Annotated in this window: 12 protein-coding genes and 7 pseudogenes; 10 read left to right on the top strand and 9 right to left on the bottom strand. The window is 34.3% G+C overall.

Annotation, left to right across the window (positions count from 1 at the left end):
* Positions 1–146: 146 nt before the first annotated feature.
* The 4 genes and pseudogenes from pfkA to ACQ9BO_RS20860 all read left to right on the top strand — a co-directional run bounded on the left by pfkA (position 147) and on the right by ACQ9BO_RS20860 (position 3,598).
* Positions 147–1,130, top strand: a pseudogene (pfkA, locus tag ACQ9BO_RS20875) (6-phosphofructokinase).
* A gap of 92 nt (positions 1,131–1,222) precedes the next feature.
* Positions 1,223–2,228: pseudogene (gene gap / locus ACQ9BO_RS20870) on the top strand (type I glyceraldehyde-3-phosphate dehydrogenase).
* 133 nt (positions 2,229–2,361) lie between these two features.
* Positions 2,362–3,213 (top strand): N-acetylglucosamine kinase, encoded by an 852-nt coding sequence (locus ACQ9BO_RS20865; protein WP_431242306.1) that lies wholly within the window; start codon positions 2,362–2,364, stop codon positions 3,211–3,213.
* A 10-nt stretch (positions 3,214–3,223) separates the two neighbouring features.
* Positions 3,224–3,598: a methylglyoxal synthase gene (locus ACQ9BO_RS20860; protein WP_132988140.1), complete on the top strand. Its 375-nt coding sequence runs from the start codon at positions 3,224–3,226 to the stop codon at positions 3,596–3,598.
* Here ACQ9BO_RS20860 and ACQ9BO_RS20855 read toward each other — a convergent pair.
* Complete coding sequence (locus ACQ9BO_RS20855) at positions 3,579–3,959, bottom strand: Rid family detoxifying hydrolase (protein WP_431242305.1); 381 nt, start codon at positions 3,957–3,959, stop codon at positions 3,579–3,581. The genes ACQ9BO_RS20860 and ACQ9BO_RS20855 overlap by 20 nt on opposite strands.
* 131 nt (positions 3,960–4,090) lie before the next feature.
* On the bottom strand, positions 4,091–6,427 hold the full coding sequence (locus tag ACQ9BO_RS20850) for a putative LPS assembly protein LptD (RefSeq protein ID WP_431242304.1): 2,337 nt from the start codon (positions 6,425–6,427) through the stop codon (positions 4,091–4,093).
* A gap of 488 nt (positions 6,428–6,915) precedes the next feature.
* Here ACQ9BO_RS20850 and ACQ9BO_RS20845 point away from each other — a divergent pair.
* From ACQ9BO_RS20845 to ACQ9BO_RS20825, 5 genes and pseudogenes are all read left to right on the top strand, one after another.
* A pseudogene (locus ACQ9BO_RS20845) lies at positions 6,916–8,041 on the top strand (N-acetylmuramoyl-L-alanine amidase family protein).
* A 50-nt stretch (positions 8,042–8,091) separates the two neighbouring features.
* Positions 8,092–9,057 carry an MlaD family protein gene (locus ACQ9BO_RS20840; RefSeq protein WP_431242303.1) on the top strand — a complete coding sequence of 322 codons (966 nt, stop codon included), beginning with the start codon at positions 8,092–8,094 and terminating at the stop codon, positions 9,055–9,057.
* 6 nt (positions 9,058–9,063) lie between these two features.
* Positions 9,064–10,402: pseudogene (locus ACQ9BO_RS20835) on the top strand (4Fe-4S dicluster domain-containing protein).
* A 132-nt stretch (positions 10,403–10,534) separates the two neighbouring features.
* Positions 10,535–11,325 (top strand): annotated as a pseudogene (locus ACQ9BO_RS20830) ((Fe-S)-binding protein).
* 111 nt (positions 11,326–11,436) lie between these two features.
* On the top strand, positions 11,437–11,919 hold the full coding sequence (locus ACQ9BO_RS20825) for an ABC transporter ATPase (RefSeq protein WP_431242302.1): 483 nt from the start codon (positions 11,437–11,439) through the stop codon (positions 11,917–11,919).
* Positions 11,920–12,156: 237 nt separating this feature from the next.
* Here the strand turns inward: ACQ9BO_RS20825 and ACQ9BO_RS20820 are convergent, their stop codons facing one another.
* The 7 genes and pseudogenes from ACQ9BO_RS20820 to ACQ9BO_RS20790 form a co-directional block, all read right to left on the bottom strand.
* Entirely contained in the window at positions 12,157–12,573 is a 417-nt protein-coding gene (locus ACQ9BO_RS20820; protein WP_431242301.1) for a hypothetical protein, read from the bottom strand.
* 198 nt (positions 12,574–12,771) lie between these two features.
* Positions 12,772–15,876: pseudogene (locus ACQ9BO_RS20815) on the bottom strand (efflux RND transporter permease subunit).
* Between the two features lie 35 nt (positions 15,877–15,911).
* Complete coding sequence (locus ACQ9BO_RS20810) at positions 15,912–17,000, bottom strand: efflux RND transporter periplasmic adaptor subunit (RefSeq protein ID WP_431242300.1); 1,089 nt, start codon at positions 16,998–17,000, stop codon at positions 15,912–15,914.
* Between the two features lie 30 nt (positions 17,001–17,030).
* Positions 17,031–18,317, bottom strand: coding sequence for a TolC family protein (locus tag ACQ9BO_RS20805; protein WP_431242299.1), 1,287 nt, complete (start codon positions 18,315–18,317; stop codon positions 17,031–17,033).
* A gap of 97 nt (positions 18,318–18,414) precedes the next feature.
* Positions 18,415–19,305, bottom strand: a complete 891-nt coding sequence (locus tag ACQ9BO_RS20800; RefSeq protein WP_431242298.1) for a sensor histidine kinase — start codon at positions 19,303–19,305, stop codon at positions 18,415–18,417.
* Positions 19,305–19,772, bottom strand: a complete 468-nt coding sequence (locus tag ACQ9BO_RS20795) for a hypothetical protein (RefSeq protein ID WP_431242297.1) — start codon at positions 19,770–19,772, stop codon at positions 19,305–19,307. The genes ACQ9BO_RS20800 and ACQ9BO_RS20795 overlap by 1 nt, the downstream gene beginning before the upstream one ends.
* A 2-nt stretch (positions 19,773–19,774) precedes the next feature.
* A pseudogene (locus ACQ9BO_RS20790) lies at positions 19,775–20,445 on the bottom strand (response regulator transcription factor).
* A 525-nt stretch (positions 20,446–20,970) separates the two neighbouring features.
* On the opposite strand from ACQ9BO_RS20790, the gene bshA reads away from it, so the two are divergent.
* Positions 20,971–22,107 (top strand): N-acetyl-alpha-D-glucosaminyl L-malate synthase BshA, encoded by a 1,137-nt coding sequence (bshA, locus tag ACQ9BO_RS20785; RefSeq protein ID WP_431242296.1) that lies wholly within the window; start codon positions 20,971–20,973, stop codon positions 22,105–22,107.
* Positions 22,108–22,128: the final 21 nt, after the last annotated feature.

Genomic DNA, 22,128 nt, shown 5'->3' with positions numbered 1-22,128 from the left:
TGCCTTTTATTATTTTAAATGAATTTTTTGCTATCAAAAAACTTATTAACGAAAACGTTTGAATTTAACATATTTTATTAATTTCTGATAATCATCGCCTGAAAAGTGCCGAATGTTTGCTAATTTTACAACTTAATACTTAAATAATGCCAAAAACAATAAAAAAGTTGGTGTTCTTACCTCAGGAGGAGACTCGCCAGGAATGAATGCCGCAATACGATCAGTTGTTCGTACATGCGCTTATCATAATATAGAATGCATAGGAATTTATAGAGGGTATCAAGGAATGATCGAAGGTGATTTTAAAGAAATGGGCCCTCGAAGTGTAAACAATATTGTAAATAAAGGAGGAACGATCTTAAAATCGGCTCGTTCTGTTGACTTTAGAACACCGGAAGGTAGAAAAAAGCTCACGAAAACCTTGTGAAAGCCGGAGTTGACGCTCTAGTGGTTATTGGTGGAGATGGAAGTTTTACCGGAGGTTTAATTTTTAATTCAGAGTACGATTTTCCTGTAATTGGAATTCCAGGTACAATTGATAATGATATTTATGGAACAAGCCATACTTTAGGCTATGATACAGCTTTAAACACAGTTGTAGATTCTATAGATAAAATCAGAGATACAGCAAGCTCGCACAACCGTCTGTTTTTTGTAGAGGTTATGGGTAGAGATGCTGGGCATATTGCTCTTAATGCTGGTATTGGAGCAGGTGCCGAAGAAATCCTTATTCCTGAAGAAGATTTAGGTCTAGATAGATTGTTGGACTCTCTTCAAAAAGTAAAGCTTCAGGAAAATCATCAAGTATAGTGGTTATTGCAGAGGGCGATAAAATTGGTAAAAATGTATTCGAATTAAAAGATTACGTTGAAGCTAATTTGCCTGAGTATGACGTAAGAGTTTCTGTTTTAGGACACATGCGGCGTGGTGGTTCTCCATCTTGTTTTGACCGTGTTTTGGCGAGCCGTTTAGGTGTAAAAGCTGTTGAATCTTTATTAGAAGGGAAATCAAACTATATGGTTGGTCTTAAAGAGGACAAAGTAGTTTTGACGCCGCTTGAGCAGGCAATTAAAGGAAAATCAGAAATTGATAGAGAATTATTAAGAGTGTCAGACATTATGTCGACCTAATAAATAAAAGTTTAAAAGGAAAGAAAGTTTATTGTGAGGAAATTAGACTTTTAAATTAGTGTAATAAAAACAAAAGCAAAAAATTTAGTAAAATGTCAAAAGTAAAATTAGGAATAAACGGATTTGGACGTATCGGAAGAATCGTTTTTAGAGAGTCTTTCAATAGAGATAATGTAGAGGTTGTAGCAATCAATGATTTATTAGATGTAGATCACTTAGCTTACTTATTAAAATATGATTCAGTTCACGGTCGTTTCAACGGAACTGTTGAAGTTAAAGAAGGAAAATTATATGTAAACGGAAGAAACATCCGTATCACTGCTGAGAGAAATCCAGCTGACTTAAAATGGAACGAAGTTGATGTTGACGTAGTTGCTGAATGTACTGGTATTTTCACAACTGTTGAAACTGCAAGCGAGCACTTAAAAGGTGGAGCTAAAAAAGTAATCATTTCTGCTCCTTCTGCTGATGCTCCAATGTTTGTAATGGGAGTAAACCACGAAACTGCAAAAGCTTCTGATTTAGTTGTTTCTAACGCTTCTTGTACTACAAACTGTTTAGCTCCTTTAGCTAAAGTTATCAATGATAATTTCGGAATCGTTGAAGGTTTAATGACTACTGTTCACGCAACAACTTCAACTCAAATGACTGCTGACGGACCTTCTAGAAAAGACTGGAGAGGTGGACGTGCTCGCTGCAATCAATATCATTCCTTCTTCAACAGGTGTCGCTAAAGCGGTTGGAAAAGTAATTCCATCTTTGAATGGAAAATTAACTGGTATGGCTTTCCGTGTTCCTACTGCTGACGTTTCTACAGTAGATTTAACTGTGAAATTGGCTAAAGAAACTTCATACGAAGAAATTATGGCAGTTTTGAAAAAAGCTTCTGAAAACGAATTGAAAGGTATCTTAGGATATACTGAAGATGCTGTTGTTTCTCAAGATTTCATCTCTGACAAAAGAACATCTATCGTTGATGCTACTGCAGGAATTGGATTAAATTCTACTTTCTTCAAATTAGTATCTTGGTACGATAATGAGTACGGATACTCAAGCAAATTAATCGATTTATCTGTACATATTGCAGGTTTAAAATAATAATATATATTTGTGCAAAATCCCGTTATCTCAAAGTAACGGGATTTTCTTATTTTGTTACGTCTTTAATTAATGTAAAAAATACACTTTTTATTTAAATGAAGAAAAACTAACTCAAAAAACAAAAAATAAAATGAAATTAATAGTTGACAGTGGATCTACTAAAGCAGACTGGATTGCGATAGATGATAATGGAAAAGTATTATTCACGACACAAACTTTAGGGTTGAACCCTGAAATTCTTGATGGTCCTGAAATCATCGAAAGATTAAATGACCGTTTTGATATTTTACAAAACAAAAAGAATGCTTCGCACTTGTTTTTTTATGGAGCAGGATGCGGAACAGACAGAATGAAAGAATATTTGAAACAAGTCTTTCAAGAATATTTTTCTAATGCAATTGTAGACGTTCAAGAAGATACTTATGCGACTGTTTATGCAACAACTCCAAAAGGAGAAGAGGCAATTGTTTCAATTCTAGGAACAGGATCTAATTGCAGTTATTTTGATGGAAAAGTATTGCATCAAAAAGTACAATCATTAGGATATATCGTGATGGATGATTGTAGTGGAAATGTTTTCGGAAAAGAATTGATCAGAAAATATTATTTCAATAAAATGCCTAAAGAATTGGCGGTTGAGCTTGAAAAAGAGTACGACGTTGATCCTGATTTTATTAAAAACAAATTATATAAAGAGCCAAATCCAAATGCATATTTGGCAACTTATGCAAAGTTTTTAATTAAGCATAAAGACACTGAATTCTGCAGAAAAATCATTTTCAAAGGAATGAAATCTTTCGTTAAAAACTACATCAAACAGTTTGATAACTGTAAAGAAGTTCCTGTACATTTTGTTGGTTCTATTGCATTTTATTTAAAAGATGAACTACAAGTGACTTTCGATAAATATGAGCTTAAATTAGGAAATGTTTTAAGAAGACCAATCGATGGTTTAATTGCTTATCATGTCGCTAATCAATAGTTCTGGATTTATGGAAATTGCAATTATTGCTCATGATGGTAAAAAAGCGGATTTAATTGATTTTTTAATCAAAAATGAAGCTGTTTTGCATAATGAGAAAATAAGATTGATTGGTACTGGAACTACCGGGGGTAAGGCTGAAGCCGCAGGATTTAAAACTCAAAGAATGCTTTCTGGACCTCTTGGTGGTGACGCGCAAATTGCTGGAAGAGTTGCAGAAGGAATAACTAATATGGTTTTCTTTTTCAAAGATCCTTTGTCGAGTCATCCGCATGAAGCTGATATCAATATGCTGATTCGTGTGTGCGATGTGCATAATGTGCCGCTGGCAACAAATGAAGCAACGGCACAATTATTATTAGATGCTATTGCACAGCAATTATAGAAATCTCAACATTTACATTTTTTGGCAAACATGCCACTTGAACCGTTTCACGTGCTGGAGCGGTTTTTTCGTTAAAATAAGATCCGTAAACTGTGTTTATTGCGCCAAAGTTATTCATATCCATAATGAAGATAGTTGATTTCACAACATTTTCAAATGTCATACCTGCGACTTCTAAGATTGTCGCAATGTTCTCCATCACTTGTTTTGTTTCGTCGTTGATATTGTCAGTTACAAGTTCCCCTGACGCTGGATTGATAGCAATTTGTCCAGATGCATAAAGTGTATTTCCTGATAAAACGGCTTGGTTATACGGACCGATTGGAGCCGGAGCTTTTTCGGTAAAGATGATTTTTTTCATAATCAATATATTTTATTAAAAGTGTAAGTTTTTGATTTTTTTGTAATAAGCTGTTAGTCATAAACTTTTGCATACTCGTAAAAGACAACCTTTTGACTTTATGACTTTCAACTTTATGACTTAAATAATTTTTATCGATTTGAAACGCTTCGTTTGTTCCATTTGATGTCACTAAGCATACCAGATTTAATTCCGATGAAGAAGTTCCAGTTAGAATTTGTTCCAAGTGGTTGCCAGTTGAATGCCATTCTCCAGCTTAATAAATCTCTTTCAAAACGGAATTGGGTAAAGGTAATTCCTTTTTGAACAAAGTCGTATCCAGTAGAAACTCCACCTTTCCATTTTGGCGTAATATCCATATTGGCAGAAATCATAATAGAATTTCCTGAGATTTTATTTTCGCGGTTTACGTTTGAATAAGTAAGCGAATAAGCCATTGTCATATCCCAAGGAATTTTTGAATTGAAAAATTCCGTGATGACATCCTTATCGTCGTCTTTTTCATTAGCAAATTGGCTGTTTCGGCTGTCGGTCAAGTCGGTGTTAGTTCCGAACAAATCATCATTTCGACCTCCATTTCGCTGGCTCTGAGAGTTGGTTTTTTCTTTTTCGCCTCCTTTATTGGAGAACGAGTAATTCAATGTAACATTGGCGCTTGTCATTCTAAACAAACTTCCTCCGTTATCGATGTTGTATTTGTCTATCCTTGTTCCAGAATTGTCAATGGCGTAAGGATCTAATGTAGCCCCAAAATTGACATTCATTTTATTGTCAAAAAATTGTGTCCCTCCAGATACAAGTACAGGTTGCCATGCTAGAGTTTGTTTTCCGTCTGCATTGAAATTATAGCTTGTACTGAAGTTTAAATTGTTCAACAGCATGATTTTTTTAGGTTCTGTTTTTGTGCTGTCTTTATCTCTTACTTTAGCTTCAAAAGTATTGCTCAATGCAAAACCTACAATGTTTGAATTCTCTTTTCCTGGGGCGCCGTAAACACCGCCTTCAAAACGCGTGTATTGTGTTGTAATTCGTCCAGAAGCATCTACTGCGTAGGTATCGTAGTATTTTTCAAAACTAGGCGTGTATGCATATGTAATCGAAGGACGCATGACGTGGCGAATAGATTGGATTTTTTTATCTGAGCCAAAATTAAATGTACCGTAAATTGTAGTTCCTAAATTCGAGCTGAAATTATATGTTCTAAAAGCGTCAAAACCGTTTACAGTTTGAGTGACAACTTTGCTTTGTGTGTCATCGTAATCTTTATGAATGGTTTTAGTTACCCAAGTTTCTTGGTAATTGGTCGCCATTCCAGCACTGAAATACTTGAATAACTTAAAGTTGGTGCTTAATGGGATTGTGTGTCGCATTCCAATTTGAGCATCTTTAAACATTTGGGGCTTAAAGAACAGCGAATCGGTTGTGACAAAACTGTTTTTACCACTTAAGTTGTATTGCAGGTTGATGTTCTTTATGAAACCTTTTTTAACTCCATCTTTTCCAACAAAAGGATAAATACGATCAATACTCGCTTGAAGCGATGGCAAAGTCATGTTAATAACTTCTGTTTGTGTATTTTGCGAATGTGTCGCTGTTAACGCAATTCGGGCTTGCGGAATTATATTAAAAGTTTTGTTGTAAGATATCGATGAACTTAAAGTATTGTTCAAATTTGAACCAATATTCGCTTGATTAATAGATTGCTTAAAATATTTACTACTACCCATGTTCACTGAAGCAGAAAACGTTGAATTTGGATTGGATTTCGAGTCCTTAGAATGTGACCACTGAATGTTGTAAATTTTTTGTTTTGAATAATCAGGATAACCTCTTTCACTGCTTATCAAATTTTCAAAACGTACATTCAGGTTGCCTCTGTATTTGTATCTTTCGGCATATGCGGATTCGAAACGTAGGGCGTAACTTCCGTTGGTATAATAATCTGCTAAAGCGGTTAAGTCGTAATTGTCGCTCAAGGCAAAATAATATCCCATATTTTGCAAAGAAAATCCTCTCGTGTTAGAGTCGTTATAACTTGGTATGATAATACCCGAAACACTTTTTCTTGGCTCATTGGGAAATAAGCAAACGGCAGCCGCTAGTGGAGTAGGAACGTCGGCAATAACCATGTTTGTTAATCCTGTAACAACCTTTTTTCCAGGAACAAATTTTACTTTATTAGTTTGGAAATAGTATTCTGGATTATCAACATCTGTTGATGTTGTGAAACGCGCGCCTCTTAAAAAGTAAACGGAATCGTTTTCTTTTTTAGTAACAGCGACTTTGATCTTAAATTCACCCTGTTCTGTTCTGGAATTAAAAATTAAGGCTTTTTTGGTCTTAAAATTAAATCGGATAGAATCTGGCTGTACTTCGTTTGATCCTTGTTTGAAGTTTGGGTATTGAACAAGCACTCCGGCAGAATCTTTTATTCTTCCAGCATAAACTTCGTCTTTGCCATAATCCAAAATAATGATTCCGGATTTTAATTCTACATCCTTATAATATAGTTCGGCTTCATTATATAAGGTAAGCTGTTTCTTTTTTTGTCTATTGTTGCATAATCCTTTGACTTGTATCTTACTTTACCATCAAGAAAAGTCTTTGCAGGCTTTATGCTGTCGATCTTTACAGTGTCAACTTTAACAGCTGTAGATTTATCGGTTTGTTTTGTCGCATCAGTTTTAGCAGTTGAAGCTTTATCTGTTTGTTTTACAGTTGGTAATGATTTTTTTTCGGTTTTATATCTTGCGAATATACTTTACCACATCCTAAAGTTAGGAGAAATGATAATAAAACGATATTAAATAAGTTTGTGTGCAAAGGTTTAAATGCTATTTTTGTAAAAGTATGGCTTGTTTTTTGACATGTCAAAACTACATATAATTTTTTGGCAAAAATAATCAATTGCGAAAATTATAACAGTTGCATATTATTAAAATTAACTTTTAGATTTATGAATATATTTAACAAAACTAGGCTATTATTTAGTTTTTTTCTAACTATAATTTCGTTTTGTGCTTACAGTCAGGCAAATGTTTTTAAAGTAACACTTGATGCCGGGCACGGTGATCATGATTTTGGAGCTGTTTACAGTGGCCGAATTGAAAAAAATATTGCTTTGGCGATTGTACTTAAAGTTGGGAAAATTTTAGAGGCGAGCCCAAATGTTGATGTGATTTATACGCGTAAAACAGATGTTTTTATTGATTTGGTTGAAAGAGCGAATATCGCAAACAGAGCAAATTCGAATATTTTTGTCTCAATTCACTGTAATGCCAACAAAAATACAGTCGCTGACGGAACAGAAACTTATGTAATGGGTTTAAGTAAAGTGGCGTCAAACCTTGAAGCGACGAAAAAAGAGAACTCGGTAATTACATTAGAGAAAGATTATAAGCGCAAATATGAAGGTTATGATCCAAATTCGCCAGAATCGATGATCGGAATGACTTTAATGCAAGAAGAATATTTGGATAACAGTATTTCATTGGCTACAAAAATAGAAGATAATTTTGATCGACTTGGAAAAAAATAAGACAAGGTGGTGTAAAACAAGCGCCATTTATGGTACTTCATAAAGCATACATGCCTAGAGTATTAGTTGAAACAGGTTTTGTGTCTAATCCTACAGAAGGAAATATCTTGAACTCAGAAGAAGGGCAAAATGATATTGCAAAAGCAATTGCTGAAGCAATCTTAAGTTATAAGAGCGAGTATTTTGGTTCTGGAGTTCCTGAAATGACAGATGTTAGACCTGCAAAAGATACTTCGACGCCAAAAAAAACTAAGCCAGCAGAGCCTTCTGCGGCGGCTAAAAGCGCAGTTAAAGGAACTTTTTACAAAGTGCGACTTATTGCAAGTATAAAAAAGACTCCGTTAGAGCCTAAAAATTTTAAAGGTTTGAAAAATGTAACGATGCTTTATGAAAATAATATTTACAAATATTTCTATCAAGAAACTTCGGATTACGAAGCGACAAAAAATATTTGCAAGAGGCTAAGAGTAAAGGTTATGGCGCAACATTTTTGACTGCAACTAAAGATGGAGAAAAAATCAGTATTCAAGACGCTACTAAATAATAGCCACAAGTTCGAATATTTATATTAATTTTGTACAAACACTTAGAATTTTGAAACTAACAAGAGAAATTAAAACGGCTATTCTAGTCATCGGAGCAATTTTATTATTTATTTGGGGCTACAGTTTTTTAAAGGGAAGAGATCTTTTTACCAATTACAAAACATTATTTGTTGAGTATGATAATGTTGAGGATTTGGCACCGTCAGCACCAGTTACCATAAACGGACTTGCAATTGGTAAAGTAAATAAAATTACACTCAATGAAACAACAGGAAAATTATTAGTTGAACTGCGGCTTAAAACAGATTTTCCAATTTCAAAAACAAGTACAGCGGCTTTGTATTCTCCAAGTTTGATTGGAGGAAAGCAAATTAAAATTGTACCAAATCTTGCAGATAAAAATCCAGCGGAAGAAGGCCAAACATTAGCCGGAACTGTTGAATTAGGTTTGACAGAATCTTTAGGAGGAAAACTAGAACCAATTCAAGCTAAATTAGATAAAATGCTTGTGAATATTGATAATCTGGTTACAGGATTAAACAATACTTTAGATAAAAATACGCAGGAAAATTTAAAGAAAACGATTGCTGAATTAAGTAAGACAATGGAGCAGTTTCATAAAGCCGGCGGAAGTCTTAACTCTATTTTAGATACTAATAAAGGCCAGATTAATGGAGTTGTGACAAACTTGAATAAAATGTCAGGTAATTTCAGCAAAATTTCAGATTCTTTAAATAAAGCTGATTTAGGAAAAACAGTGCGCAATTTGAACCAGACTTTGGCTAAAGTGGATGTCTTGATGGCGAATTTGAATTCTGGAAAAGGAACTGCAGGAAAAATATTAAATGATGACGCTTTATATAATAATTTAGCTAAAACTTCAAAAGAGCTTGAATTGTTATTACAAGACCTTCGTTTATACCCAACTCGTTACGTCAATGTTTCACTTTTTGGAAAGAAAAACAAACCATACGTAGCACCAACTGAAGACGCTAATTCAACTACTAAAAAATAATTATAAATGAGTTATTTAGATAATATTTTATTCGCCATACTTCTTGTAGTAGGTTTTGGTTTTTTTACAGCGAGCGTAAAAAAATCATCCGAAACATTAATTTAGGAGTTGACGTAGATAGAAAAGATAATCCTAAAGCTCGTTGGAAAAACATGGCATTGATTGCTCTAGGGCAATCAAAAATGGTGAGACGCCCTGTTGCCGGAATACTTCATATTTTTGTATATGTAGGTTTCGTAATTATTAATATCGAATTGCTGGAAATTATTATTGACGGGCTTTTTGGAACACATAGAATTTTTGCTCCTTATTTAGGAGTGGTTTATGATGTTTTGATTGCTTCATTTGAAATTTTGGCAATACTTGTAATTGTTGCGGTTGTTACTTTTTGGATCAGAAGAAATGTGATTCGTTTAAAACGTTTTGTAAGCAAAGATCTAACTGGGTTTCCAAAGAGCGATGCGAATTACATTTTGTACTTTGAAACCGTTTTAATGATTCTGTTTTTATTGATGAATGCATCAGATTTGCATTTGCAGAATGTTCCTGGAGGATATTCTCATTTTCATAAAGCAGGAAGTTATCCTATCAGCCAGTTTATCGCGCCAATATTTAACGGTACTTCAAACGAATTGGTTGGATTGTTGTTCGAAGTTTTTTGGTGGCTTCATATTGTGGGTATTTTAGTTTTTATGAACTATTTATATTTCTCAAAACATTTGCATATTCTTTTGGCTTTCCCGAATACTTATTTTGCAAACTTGAAACCAGAAGGTCAGTTTGATAATTTAGAGTCGGTTACAAAAGAAGTGAAGTTGATGATGGATCCAAATGCTGATCCATTTGCAGCGACTCCAGTTGATGAAAATGCTTGCTCCGGCTAAATTTGGAGCAAGCGATGTTCAGGATTTAAATTGGGTGCGGCTTTTGAATGCTTACACATGTACAGAGTGCGGAAGATGTACGTCATCTTGTCCGGCAAATCAAACAGGAAAAAAATTGTCTCCTCGTAAAATTATGATGGATACAAGAGATCGTTTGACAGAAGTTGGAAAAAATATTGATGCCAATAAAGGTGTTTTTGTTCCAGATAACAAATCACTTTTAAACGATTATATTACCCCAGAAGAATTGTGGGCTTGTACATCATGTAATGCCTGCGTTGAAGAATGTCCTGTAAATATTAGTCCGCTTTCTATTATTATGGATATGCGTCGCTACTTGGTTATGGAGCAAAGTGCTTGCGCCAATGTCGTTAAACGCAATGATGACTAATATTGAAAACAACGGTGCGCCTTGGCAATACAGCCAGCAAGACCGTTTGAATTGGAAAAACGAGAATTAAGATTTATTGTTTACGCGGTTAATTGTTTAACCGTTTAATCGATTTTTATAAAAAAATAAAGGTTTTTTAGTAAGGTTATCATAGAGAGCGATTAACCAAATAAACGATTAACCGATTTAACAACAAAAGAAGATGTCAGAAAGTTTAGTAGTGCCAACAATGGCTGAAATGCTAGCCCAAGGAACACAACCAGAAGTTTTATTTTGGGTAGGTTGCGCGGGAAGTTTTGATGATAGAGCAAAAAAATTACAAAAGCATTTGTACGTATTTTGAATCGTACGAATGTTTCATTTGCAGTTTTAGGTACTGAAGAGAGTTGTACTGGAGATCCTGCAAAACGTGCCGGAAATGAATTTTTGTTCCAAATGCAAGCCATGATGAATATCGAGGTCTTAAATGCATATGAAGCAAAAAAGATTGTTACGGCTTGTCCACATTGTTTTAATACTTTGAAAAACGAGTATCCTGAATTAGGTGGAAACTATGAAGTTATTCATCATACAGAGTTTTTAAAGTCATTAATTGATGATGGAAGATTGACTGTTGAAGGTGGTCAGTTTAAAGGAAAGAAAATCACTTTTCACGATCCTTGTTATTTAGGAAGAGCAAATAAAGTGTATGAAGCGCCACGAGATTTAATTCAAAAATTAGACGTTGAATTAGTTGAAATGAAACGTTCTAAAGCGAATGGATTATGCTGTGGAGCTGGTGGAGCACAAATGTTTAAAGATGCTGAACCAGGGAACAAAGAGGTGAATGTTTTGCGTACGGAAGATGCTTTAGAGACTAAGCCAGATATTATTGTCGCGGGATGCCCTTTCTGTAATACCATGTTGACAGATGGGATTAAACATGCACATAAAGAGGGTGATGTAAAAGTAATGGACGTTGCAGAACTAATTGCAAATGCGCAAGATTTGTAAAAAGACGCTAAGGTTCTAAGTTGCTAAGATGCTAAGTTTTTTTATACTGAAACTTGAAACCTAATTTTTTTTCAAATCTAAAATCAACAATCTAAAATCTAAAATTAAAAAATGTATATACCTTTTGAAAATTTACCTGGTGAGTCTAGAGTTTGGATTTACCAATCGAACAGAAAATTTTCTGAGGAAGAGTTTTCTGAAATTGAAACCGATTTAAAAGCTTTTGTAGAGCAGTGGGCGGCGCATGGAACAAGTCTTGAAGCTTCGTTTTTGCTGAAATACAATCGTTTCATTATATTGGCTGTAAATCAAGATGTGCAGGCGGCAACAGGCTGTTCTATTGATAGTTCAGTTGAATTTATTCAAAGCTTAGAAAAAAAGTACAATGTTGATTTGCTTGACAAAATGAACGTTACTTTTAAACTTGGGGAGCATATCGCGCACAAACCGTTAATTGATTTTAAAAAGATGGTTAAAGACAAATCGGTTTCGGAGAATACGATTGTTTTTAATAATCTTGTGAATAATATCGAGGAATTTAATGAATCTTGGGAAGTTCCTGTCGCGGATAGTTGGCATAGCAGATTTTTCTAAGAATGAATTTATAATATATTTGAAAAGGCATAAAATTTAGATTTTGTGCCTTTTTTGTTTTAATTATTTTATGTTTCATTTTTTGCTAAAGTTTGTCATAAAAGTCGAAATGGCAAAAAGTGAAAATAAAGATTTTGGATTATACACCTTAGTAGAGGTACAATAAAACAAACTGGTGATTTATTAAAAGGAATTTGATGTCATCAGCCATGATTATTAATTTTATTGGGGATTTTTTTACTTTTGATTAACATGAATAATTACAGGATTTCTACCGTCTAAATCTCTTTTACTGCGACCTAATAAGCCTATATCAACAATATTTGGTATTTTAGATTTTATTTCCTGCGGACTCACGTAAGTGTAAATTCCGTAACCATGTCCAGAAACAATCCAGCCTTTTGTTTTGTTTAAATCGGTTACGTCAAAATCTTCTGATTTTCCTCCTGGATAAACTGGGCCGAACTTTTTTATCAGTCTTATAGCTTCGCTTTTTATATCAGGAAAACGATCTGCGTATTCAAAAATAATGTATGTCCCATTTTTAAACAAAACCCAATCTTGGAATCTTGGATTTATGCTTAGTTTGACATGATTCAGTAATTCGGTTTCGATTCTATTTTCAATTTTTCCGTTGTCAATTTTCTGTTCCATAAAAAGAAAAAGTTTAAAAAAAATAATTTTATTTCAGGTCATTAAGAAATATTTTGAATGAATGCTTTTAGGGGTATTACCTTTAAAAGTTTTATTTGTGATATTATAAGGTATTTTTACGATTCCTATTATTTGAATAAAAGCACCTTTAAACAGGATGTCTAAAGGTGCTTTTTAAAATTTATATTAGTTTTAATATTAAGATTCGGTGTTGTTCGGGTCTTTTTTGCGATAAGCTAAATAAAATACCTGAGGCAATACTGTAATCGACAAAATCATACAGGTTATTAAACCGCCAACAATCATAATAGCTAATGGTTTTTGAACTTCAGAACCCATTCCTGTTGATAAGGCCGCAGGTAGCAATCCTAGAGAACCCATTAGTGCAATCATTACAATAGGACGAATTCTAGCGTGGATTCCATGCGAAATAGCGTCTTTTAAATGCATTCCACTTCTCATGTTTTCCCTAATCATTCCAATGAGAACAATACTGTCGATGGCGCTGACACCAAAAAGAATAATAAATCCAATTCCTGCCGATATTCCGAATACAGTTCCTGTAATCCAGAGCGATATGAATCCGCCAATAAAAGCATATGGCATTGCCGTTACAGCGATCATAGTATCTTTGAAATTTCCGAAATTGAAATATAACAAACATAAAATCAATACTAAAACGACTGGTACAATCATCGCTAATTGTTTTGATGCTCTTTCTTTGCTTTCAAATTCTCCTGCCCATTTCATTGTATTTTCTTTTGGAAGTTTTACTTCGGCGACCACTTTTTTCTGTGCTTCTTCGATAGTACTTCCTAAATCGCGTCCTTGAATATTAAATCCTACGGCAATGTATCGGCTGTTTCCTTCACGATAAATAAAAGTTGGACCTGTTTTATAATCGACTGTTGCAATTTCTTTCAATGGTACTTTTTTGCCATTCATAGTCGGGATCAGAATATTTTCGATTTTTTCTTTAGAGTCACGATATTCTTTTTCGAAACGCAGCGTAATATCAAAAATCTTTTCATCATCATAAAACTTGGTTGTCGCCTGCCCGCCAATCGTCATTCTAATTACGGCTTGCGCATCGGCAGTTGTAACGGCATAACGTGCCATTTTTTCGTCGTTAAGCTGAATTCTTAACTCCGGCAGACCAATGTTTTTGTACACATTAATATCATCAATTCCTTTTACATCTTTGATTGATTTGGCTACTTTTGCGGCCATTTCTTCCAATTCGAAAAGATCACTTCCAAAGATCTTTATAGCAAGCGGGCTTTTGACTCCGGCAACATATTCCTCGACATTATCCTGAATTGGCTGACTGAAACCAAATGCAATTCCGGGATATACATCGAGTATTTTTTTGATCTCGGCAATCAGTTCATCTTTACTGATGTCGTGTTTCCATTCGTCTTTGTGTTTTAATTCGATATGAAATTCGATATTAAAAAATCCGGTTGGATCAGTCCCGTCATTTGGTCTTCCGGTTTGGGTCAGGATGAATTTTACTTCTTCAAATTTCCTTATTTTGGCTTTCATTTCTTTCGTCAGCCTGACCGATTCATCAAGATTGATGCTGTTGGGCAAAGTTGCTCTGACATAAATGGCGCCTTCGTTCAATTTCGGAATAAATTCTGATCCGTAAAAAGCAAATCTTGTAATACATATAGCCAATAAAGCTAAGAATGCATATATCGTTGCTTTGCGGTGTCTGGTACTCCATTGAAATAGTTTGAATAGATTTTCTCTAAAGAAACGAGAAATCATATTTTCTTTCTCAACAATATTTTTAGTCAGCATGACTTTACACATTGCCGGCACGTAAGTAAGTGATAAAATCAATGATCCTAATAACGCATAACCCAAAGTAAAGGCTAGGGGAGAGAACATTTTTCCTTCAACTTTTGTAAAAGAGAAAATTGGCATCAAGGCAACAATCAAAATTATCAAGGCAAAGAAAATATAAGTAGCGACACTGCCCACACTTTTTTTGATAAGTCCCATTTTGCTCATACTGTTAAAGCGTTCCATACCCACCTGATGCGCTTTCTTTTCGAGCGAAACGAATACCTGTTCGACAATAACGAGCGTTCCTTCGAGTAAAAGCCCAAAATCTAATGCTCCCATCGAAATTAAGTTCGCTGGCAATCCCTGAATTCGAAGCATTATAATAGCAAATAAGAACGAAAGCGGAATTACTGAGGCTACAATTAAAGAAGTTCTCCAGTTGTAAAGGAAAATAAACACAATTAAGGATACTAATAAAATACCTTCAGTAAGGTTTTTTGTAACGGTTTTTACAGTTGTGTTTACCAACTCCGTACGGTCAATAAACGGAACTATTTTTACATTTTTTGGTAAAACTCTTTCGTTAAGTTCGTCCAGACGCACTTTTAATCTTTTGATTACTTCACCTGGATTTTCTCCGCGCAAGCATTACAACAATTCCCTCAACCACATCATCATTGCCATCTAAACCTACTTGTCCTAATCTTGGTTTTGCCGAAATCGAAACTTCGGCTACATTTTTTACTAGTACTGGTGCAGAACCTTTAGTTTCAATCATGATATTACCAATATCTTCTACTTTGTTGATTAAGCCAACGCCACGAACAACATAAGCCTGGTCGCCACGTTTGATGACATCTCCACCAACGTTGATGTTACTTTTTGAAACGGCCTCATAAACATCTAATGCCGATAGATTGTAATTCTCTAACTGAGTTGGATTGATTTTGATTTCGAACATTTTTTCTTCTCCACCAAAACTTACCACATCCGCAACACCAGGAACGAGATTAATTCTCTTTCAATTACCCAATCCTGAATAGCTTTTACTTCTTTGATAGGTAAATCACTTTTGATAGAATATCGGAATATTTCTCCAGTTGCTCCAGATGGCGGATCGATTTCAACATCGGTACCTTCGGGCAAATCTAGCCCGTTAAGACGATTTGAGGCATATTGCTGTGCGTAGAAATCTTCGACTCCATCATCAAATAATACAGTTACTACTGATAGCCCAAAAAGCGAAGTAGAACGTACTTCAGACTTTTTAGGAATAGTATTCATTTGTTTTGAAATTGGCAATGTGACGAATTTCTCTACTTCTTCGGCACTTCTTCCAGGCCATTGTGTAATAATTCTTGCTCTGGTATTGGTCACATCAGGAAAAGCTTCAATAGGTGTATGAATGTAACTTACGATTCCTGCGGCTAGCAATATGGCAGTCAGGAAAAAAACTATTAGAGAGTTTTTTAGCGAGAAAGCCACCAGACCTTGTACAAATTTTTTCATGTCTTGTATGGTATTTATCCGTTTTTAAGGAATACTTAGTTTTTTAATCTTTCGTGAATTAGAAGCTGATTTTTAGTAATCACCATTTCGCCTTCTTTTACATCTTTATCAAAATATAGCCAGTTGTTGTTTTTTATAACGGGATTGATTTCTCTGGTTTCAATCGTACAATCGTTTTTGTAAATTAAGATGTAATCACGGTTATTATCAAAAATGGCGGCTTTTGCAGGAACAGCGACTAATGTTTCGCCTCCCATGCTCTTATCAATAACAATGTCTGCCGTCATTCCAGGTTTAAGTCTTAAATCTTTGTTGTCCATTACGATTCTGGCTTTTAAAACATGTTCATCTTCATCAAAAACTTTAGCCATCATTTTTATTTTTCCTTTAAAAATTTCTCCTGGATAGGCTGGAGTAGTAACATCTACAGGCATATTTTCGGAAACATTTTTTAAATTACTCGTATATACATTTACTAAAACCCAGATTTCTTTTAAATCAGAAATGGTAAAAAGAGGATCACTTGAATCTGTAATCTGCATTCCAGGACTAATACTTTTGGCTACAATATAACCTTCTGTTGGTGCTTTGATTTGGAAAACTGATCTTTCACTGCTGGCGCTGTACATGGCAAGATTTGCTCTTACATTTTGTAAAGATGATTTTAAAACATCTAAGTCGCTTTGTGCTTGCATTAAATCTTTTTGCGATGAAATTCCGTCGTCGTACATGGATTTAACAGATTGTAAATTGCGTTGCGCAACTGCTATCTGAGATTGCAATGATTTGCTTTCAGACTGCATGCTGTTAAGATCTGTGCTTTTTATTTCAGCCAAAACCTGTCCTTTTTTGACATAATCACCAAGTGAGAAAGTAGTTTTGGTAATAATTCCTTGTACAAGGCTGTTAAACTGAACGATATGATCGCTGTTGTAAGTAATATTTCCGGTAAGGTTTATCGATTCGCTCACAGCACGTTTTTGCACCGGTTCGATGGTGATTTTTTCTTTTAATTCTTTATCGATACAAAACTTTTCTTCTTTGCTTTCTTTAACTTCTTCCTTTTTGCCACATCCGTAAACGAGCATTAACCCAAGTATCGGGAGTAAAATAAGTTTCTTCATTTGTTTGTTATTATTTTTGATAATTAGATTTTAGTTGATTTCCTCGCCAGCGATGTAACGCAGTTGTTCGAGGTCATTGTTCAGGTCTTTTTTAGAATTAAGCAGTATCGATTTATTATCCATATAGGCATCAACAAAATCAAGATATTCAAGCATGCTAGTGTTTTTCTGCATGAAATTTTTACGATAAGCGTCTAACAGTTTATCCAAATCGCCTTCATAAGTTGCATCAACTGTATCGTAAAGTTTTTTTGTTACGATTAGATCCTGATAAGCTTGCAAAACTTCGGATTGTACCGTAAGTGTTTTTTCTTCGGTCTCTAATTTGCCTTGATCAACAGTTAGTTTTGCAACTTTTATGTTTCCTTTATTTCTATCAAAAAATGGAAGATCCAACGAGAAACCAACACCAACAAAATCATTCATTAAACTTGCTCCACGATCATAACTCATTCCTAGTGTAACATCAGGAGTTCGTTTGGCTCTTTCGTATTTATACTTTAAGTCGTTATAATCATTTCCGAGTTTAAGCACTTTCACATCTGGACGGTTATCTACCGCCGATGCCATCAAATTGCCCACATTTATATCTTCAAGATTTTTATTTTCAGGAACAAAACCTTCGTCAGTAAGTTTGATATAACTTGTCGGCGGAAGATTCATTAAAACTTTCAGTTCTTTTTGTAGCGAATTATTATCCTTTTGCAAATCACTTAATTCTTTTAAAAATTGAAGTTCAGATGCTTTTAGCCTGATGTATTCACCTTTTCCAACATTTCCTTGCGAAACCTGATTACCATATGCTTTTAGCAATGTCTTCAAATAGGCAAGTTGTTTTTTGTAAAGTGCTTCCTGAGCTTGTGTGTATTGCAGTTCAGTAAGATTGCCTCTAAATTCGATTTTAAGATTGCGCAAAAAGGTCTTGAAATATTCTTTGGCAATATCAACACCCACTTTTTCCATGGCAATCATCTTTTTTCGTTTTCCAGCAGTTTGAACTAATTGCTCAAGCTCTGCATTGACTTGCTGTGTTCTCCCGAAATTTCCCCATAAAGCCGGTAATTGCTGTGCGGTAGCATTGTTCCAAAGATTGATTTCGCCTACAGTAAGCGTAGGATTTGGCCATAATTTTGCCTGAATCACCTGTGCATCGGCAATATCGATATTCAGTTTTTCGGAAATAAGAGAGATATTCTTTTCCAAAAATATAGACTCTGCTTGTTTTCTGGAAAGTACAATTGTATCGTTTAGAGTAGCAGTCTGTGCACTAACTTTGTAGGATACAATAATAATTAGGGTTAAAAGTATACGTTTCAAATTGAGTTGATTTTAATATGCCACAAAGCTATCTGTAGCATATTAAATCCTAATTTGAGACTTGTTAGAAAGGAGTTAGAGTTAGATTAGAAAACGATTAGAGTGGAGGGAATAATAGGGTTACAGTCGTTCCTTCGTCTTTTTTCGACATAATTGTAAAATGAATGTTGTTTTGTTTAAAGATAATATTGGCTAACGAAAGCCCAACGCCACTGCCTTTGATGTCTTTTGCATTTTTGCCTCTGTAGAAGGTTTGTTTTATGAATTTTAAGTCTTCTTCAGTAATCCCACTTCCGTGATCTTCAATTACAATTTTGAGTTGATTTTCCTGTTGCAAAAGACTTATTTTGATCGGATTTCCGTTGGAGTATTTTACGGCATTTTCAATAATATTATATAACGCAATTTTAATTTCGTTGCTATTTCCTTTAATTGAAAGCAGTTTGTCGTTTTCTATTTCGATTGCAATTTTGATTTGAGCGTCTTTTAGCTGATACAGTTCAGGCAATTGATCGTTTATGTCCCAAACGAGTTCATCGACCCTGAAAATTTCAGTAAGTTCTGTATTGTTTCTCAATCCCGAAAGCATCATAAGCGTATTCATAGTGTCTTCAATTTGATAGACATTTTCTAATACTTTTTCAGACATTTGTTTGTACTCGGCACTTGTTCTGTCTTTTTGAGCAAATACTTCGAGATTTCCCGAAATAGCTGTCAAAGGCGTTTTAAATTCATGCGAAACATAATTAATGAAGTTTTTCTGGATGATAAATGTATCTGACAAACGCTTCAATAAATTATTATAGGTTTCGATTAATTCCTGAATTTCATCTTTTGTATTTGGTGAAACAATATTACGATCTAGCGATGAAGCTTCGATTTCGTTTACCTGATTAATAATATTTTTGATTGGACTATACGCCAGATTCGAAAGTAAACGGCTTACGATATAAATTATAATTAATCCGCTTAATAGGACTAAAAGCATTATAATAAGAAGTCTTTTAGTGACAGTTTTAAATTCCTGATCATTTTTTTGACCAAGACTACAAAATTTCCCTGATTGTCATGGTAATAATTGCCAAAATAGAAATGATGTTTAGATTTAAAACTCAATTTTCCATTTTTTCTAATATAATCCAATTTTTCTTTGGTGATATTTTCGTCTGTTTTTTTGTCGCCGTATACAATTTGATTTTTATTATCATAGACACGCGCAATCATTTCGAGCGAATTTTCCCTGAATTGTTTTCCAATAATTAAATGTTGATTCTTAGGTAATTCATCTTTTTCCAGATAAAAAATTCCCGTTAGCAAACATGTTTTCTGAACTTCATTAAAAATAATTTTTTCAGAATAACTGTAGAAAGAAAAATAAGTGATAATCGAAGCAATGACAAATACAACGCTAAACGTAAGAGAAGAAATTATGGTAAACCTGTTGCGTATTTTCATGACTATTCTTTCAGCATATATCCAGTTCCTTTTATGGTTTGGATAAATTTATGATTTTGCTCAATTTTGTTTCTCAGATACGAAATATACACATCGACAACATTGGTGTTATTGTCATAATTTATGCCCCAGACAGCATTTAAGATTTGAGTTCTTGACATTACCTTATTTCTGTTTTCTAATAAAAACAACAACAGTTTGTATTCTCTTGGCGATAAATCAATCGGTTCATTATTTTCTGTAACCGTATGTTCTTCCGGATTTATAGTCAGGCTTCCGCAGACATATAGAGTTTCTACTTTGTCATAATTAAATTTTGTTCTGCGTGTTAAGGCATTTACTCTCGAAATCAATTCCTTGAAATGAAACGGTTTTACCAAATAATCGTCGGCGCCAGAATCTAAAGCATTTACTTTATCATCAGTATCACTAAGAGCGCTGAGCATTAAAATTGGAGTGTGATTTTTTTGAAGCGCATCATTTTTGTCAGCTGAATACCATCAATTCCAGGGAGCATAATATCCATCAGGATAATATCCCATATATCATGCTGAATGAGATCTCTCGCAATCTCGCCCGTCTCGGCCAAATGGACTGTAAAATTGTTTTCTTCTAAACCTTTTACTATAAATTCGCTGATGCGTTTATCATCTTCAATGAGTAAAACATTCATAAATGGTATAATTATAATAATTGTTGCTTTGATTAAAACGGAAATATTTTAATCATCTGATAAGTTGCTTTCAAAAAAATAGGATTATCAAAAGTAATATTTATTTTTTTAACCATATAAGGACGTGTAAGTTATTGAGGTTAAATTTGTTTCAGAATTATATAACCTTTTACAAATGACAAACTTATATGTTTATGTAGTTTGATTTCGCTAATGTTGTTGTTTAGTAGCGCTTTTGAAAACAAAACCATCTAATCTAGCCCCGATGGTAGAGGCATCTCCCGATTTAGAAAAACAAGGCTTTTTCAGCCGTAGTTTTTGTTAATCGGGAATATAGCGGACAGCGGGACAGGTGCTTCTTGTGAAAACAAATTTTTCTGCTCCTGATAAGAATTATGAGATATTTTATTGTTTGAATCGTAAAGGTCTAATACTGTGGTGTATCTGATATTTACAAAAATCTAACAAATGAAACGGTCGATTAAACGTGATTTTTGAGTATTTTCGTAGAATTAAATCTAATACATGAAAATAGCAATAGTTTGTTATCCGACGTTTGGCGGAAGTGGGGTAGTAGCCACTGAGTTAGGACTTGAATTAGCCAGACGAGGACACGAAATACATTTTATAACTTATAGCCAGCCAGTTCGATTGGCACTTTTGAATCCGAATGTTCATTATCACGAAGTTAATGTTCCGGAATATCCACTTTTTCATTATCAACCTTATGAATTGGCTTTGTCGAGCAAATTAGTCGATATGGTGAAATTATACAAGATTGAGGTTTTGCACGTGCATTATGCTATTCCGCACGCTTATGCAGGTTATATGGCGAAGCAAATGTTGAAAAACGAAGGAATCAATTTGCCAATGATTACAACACTTCACGGAACTGATATTACGCTTGTTGGAAATCATCCGTTTTATAAACCTGCGGTGACTTTCAGCATCAATAAATCAGATTATGTGACTTCGGTTTCGCAAAGTTTGAAAGATGATACCTTGAAATTATTCAAAATCAAAAATAAAATTAAGGTAATTCCGAATTTTATTGAATTGGACAAAGTGGTAAAAGATCCAGATGCGCCCTGCCATCGTTATGTAATGGCAAAAGCAAATGAGCGTATTGTAACACACATCAGTAACTTTAGAAAAGTAAAACGTATTCCGGATATCATTAAAATCTTCTATAATATTCAGAAAGAAATGCCTGCTAAATTGATGATGGTAGGTGATGGTCCTGAAAAAGAAAAGGCTGAAGTTTTATGTATGGAATTGGGAATTTACGACAAAGTGATTTTCTTTGGGAACAGTAATGAGATTGACAAGATTTTATGCATGACCGATTTGTTTTTACTTCCTTCAGAAACTGAAAGTTTTGGTTTAGCGGCTTTAGAAGCGATGGCTCTTGGTGTTCCTGTGATTTCTAGTAATTCGGGAGGTTTGCCTGAGGTTAATTTTGATGGGGTTTCTGGGTATTTGAGCAATGTGGGAGATGTTGAGCAAATGGCAGAGAATGCAATTAAGATCTTGAAAGATGATGCAACGCTGAAAGAATTTAAAAAGAATGCATTAGAAGTAGCTAAGAAATTTGATATAAAAAATATACTTCCAAAATACGAAGCATTGTATCAAAAAGCAATTGATGACTATAAAGAATAAGAAAGCAATCTAAATAATTTA

It is taken from the genome of Flavobacterium sp. P21 (assembly GCF_050632225.1).
Taxonomy (GTDB): domain Bacteria; phylum Bacteroidota; class Bacteroidia; order Flavobacteriales; family Flavobacteriaceae; genus Flavobacterium.
This window is presented reverse-complemented; position numbering and strand designations above follow the sequence as displayed.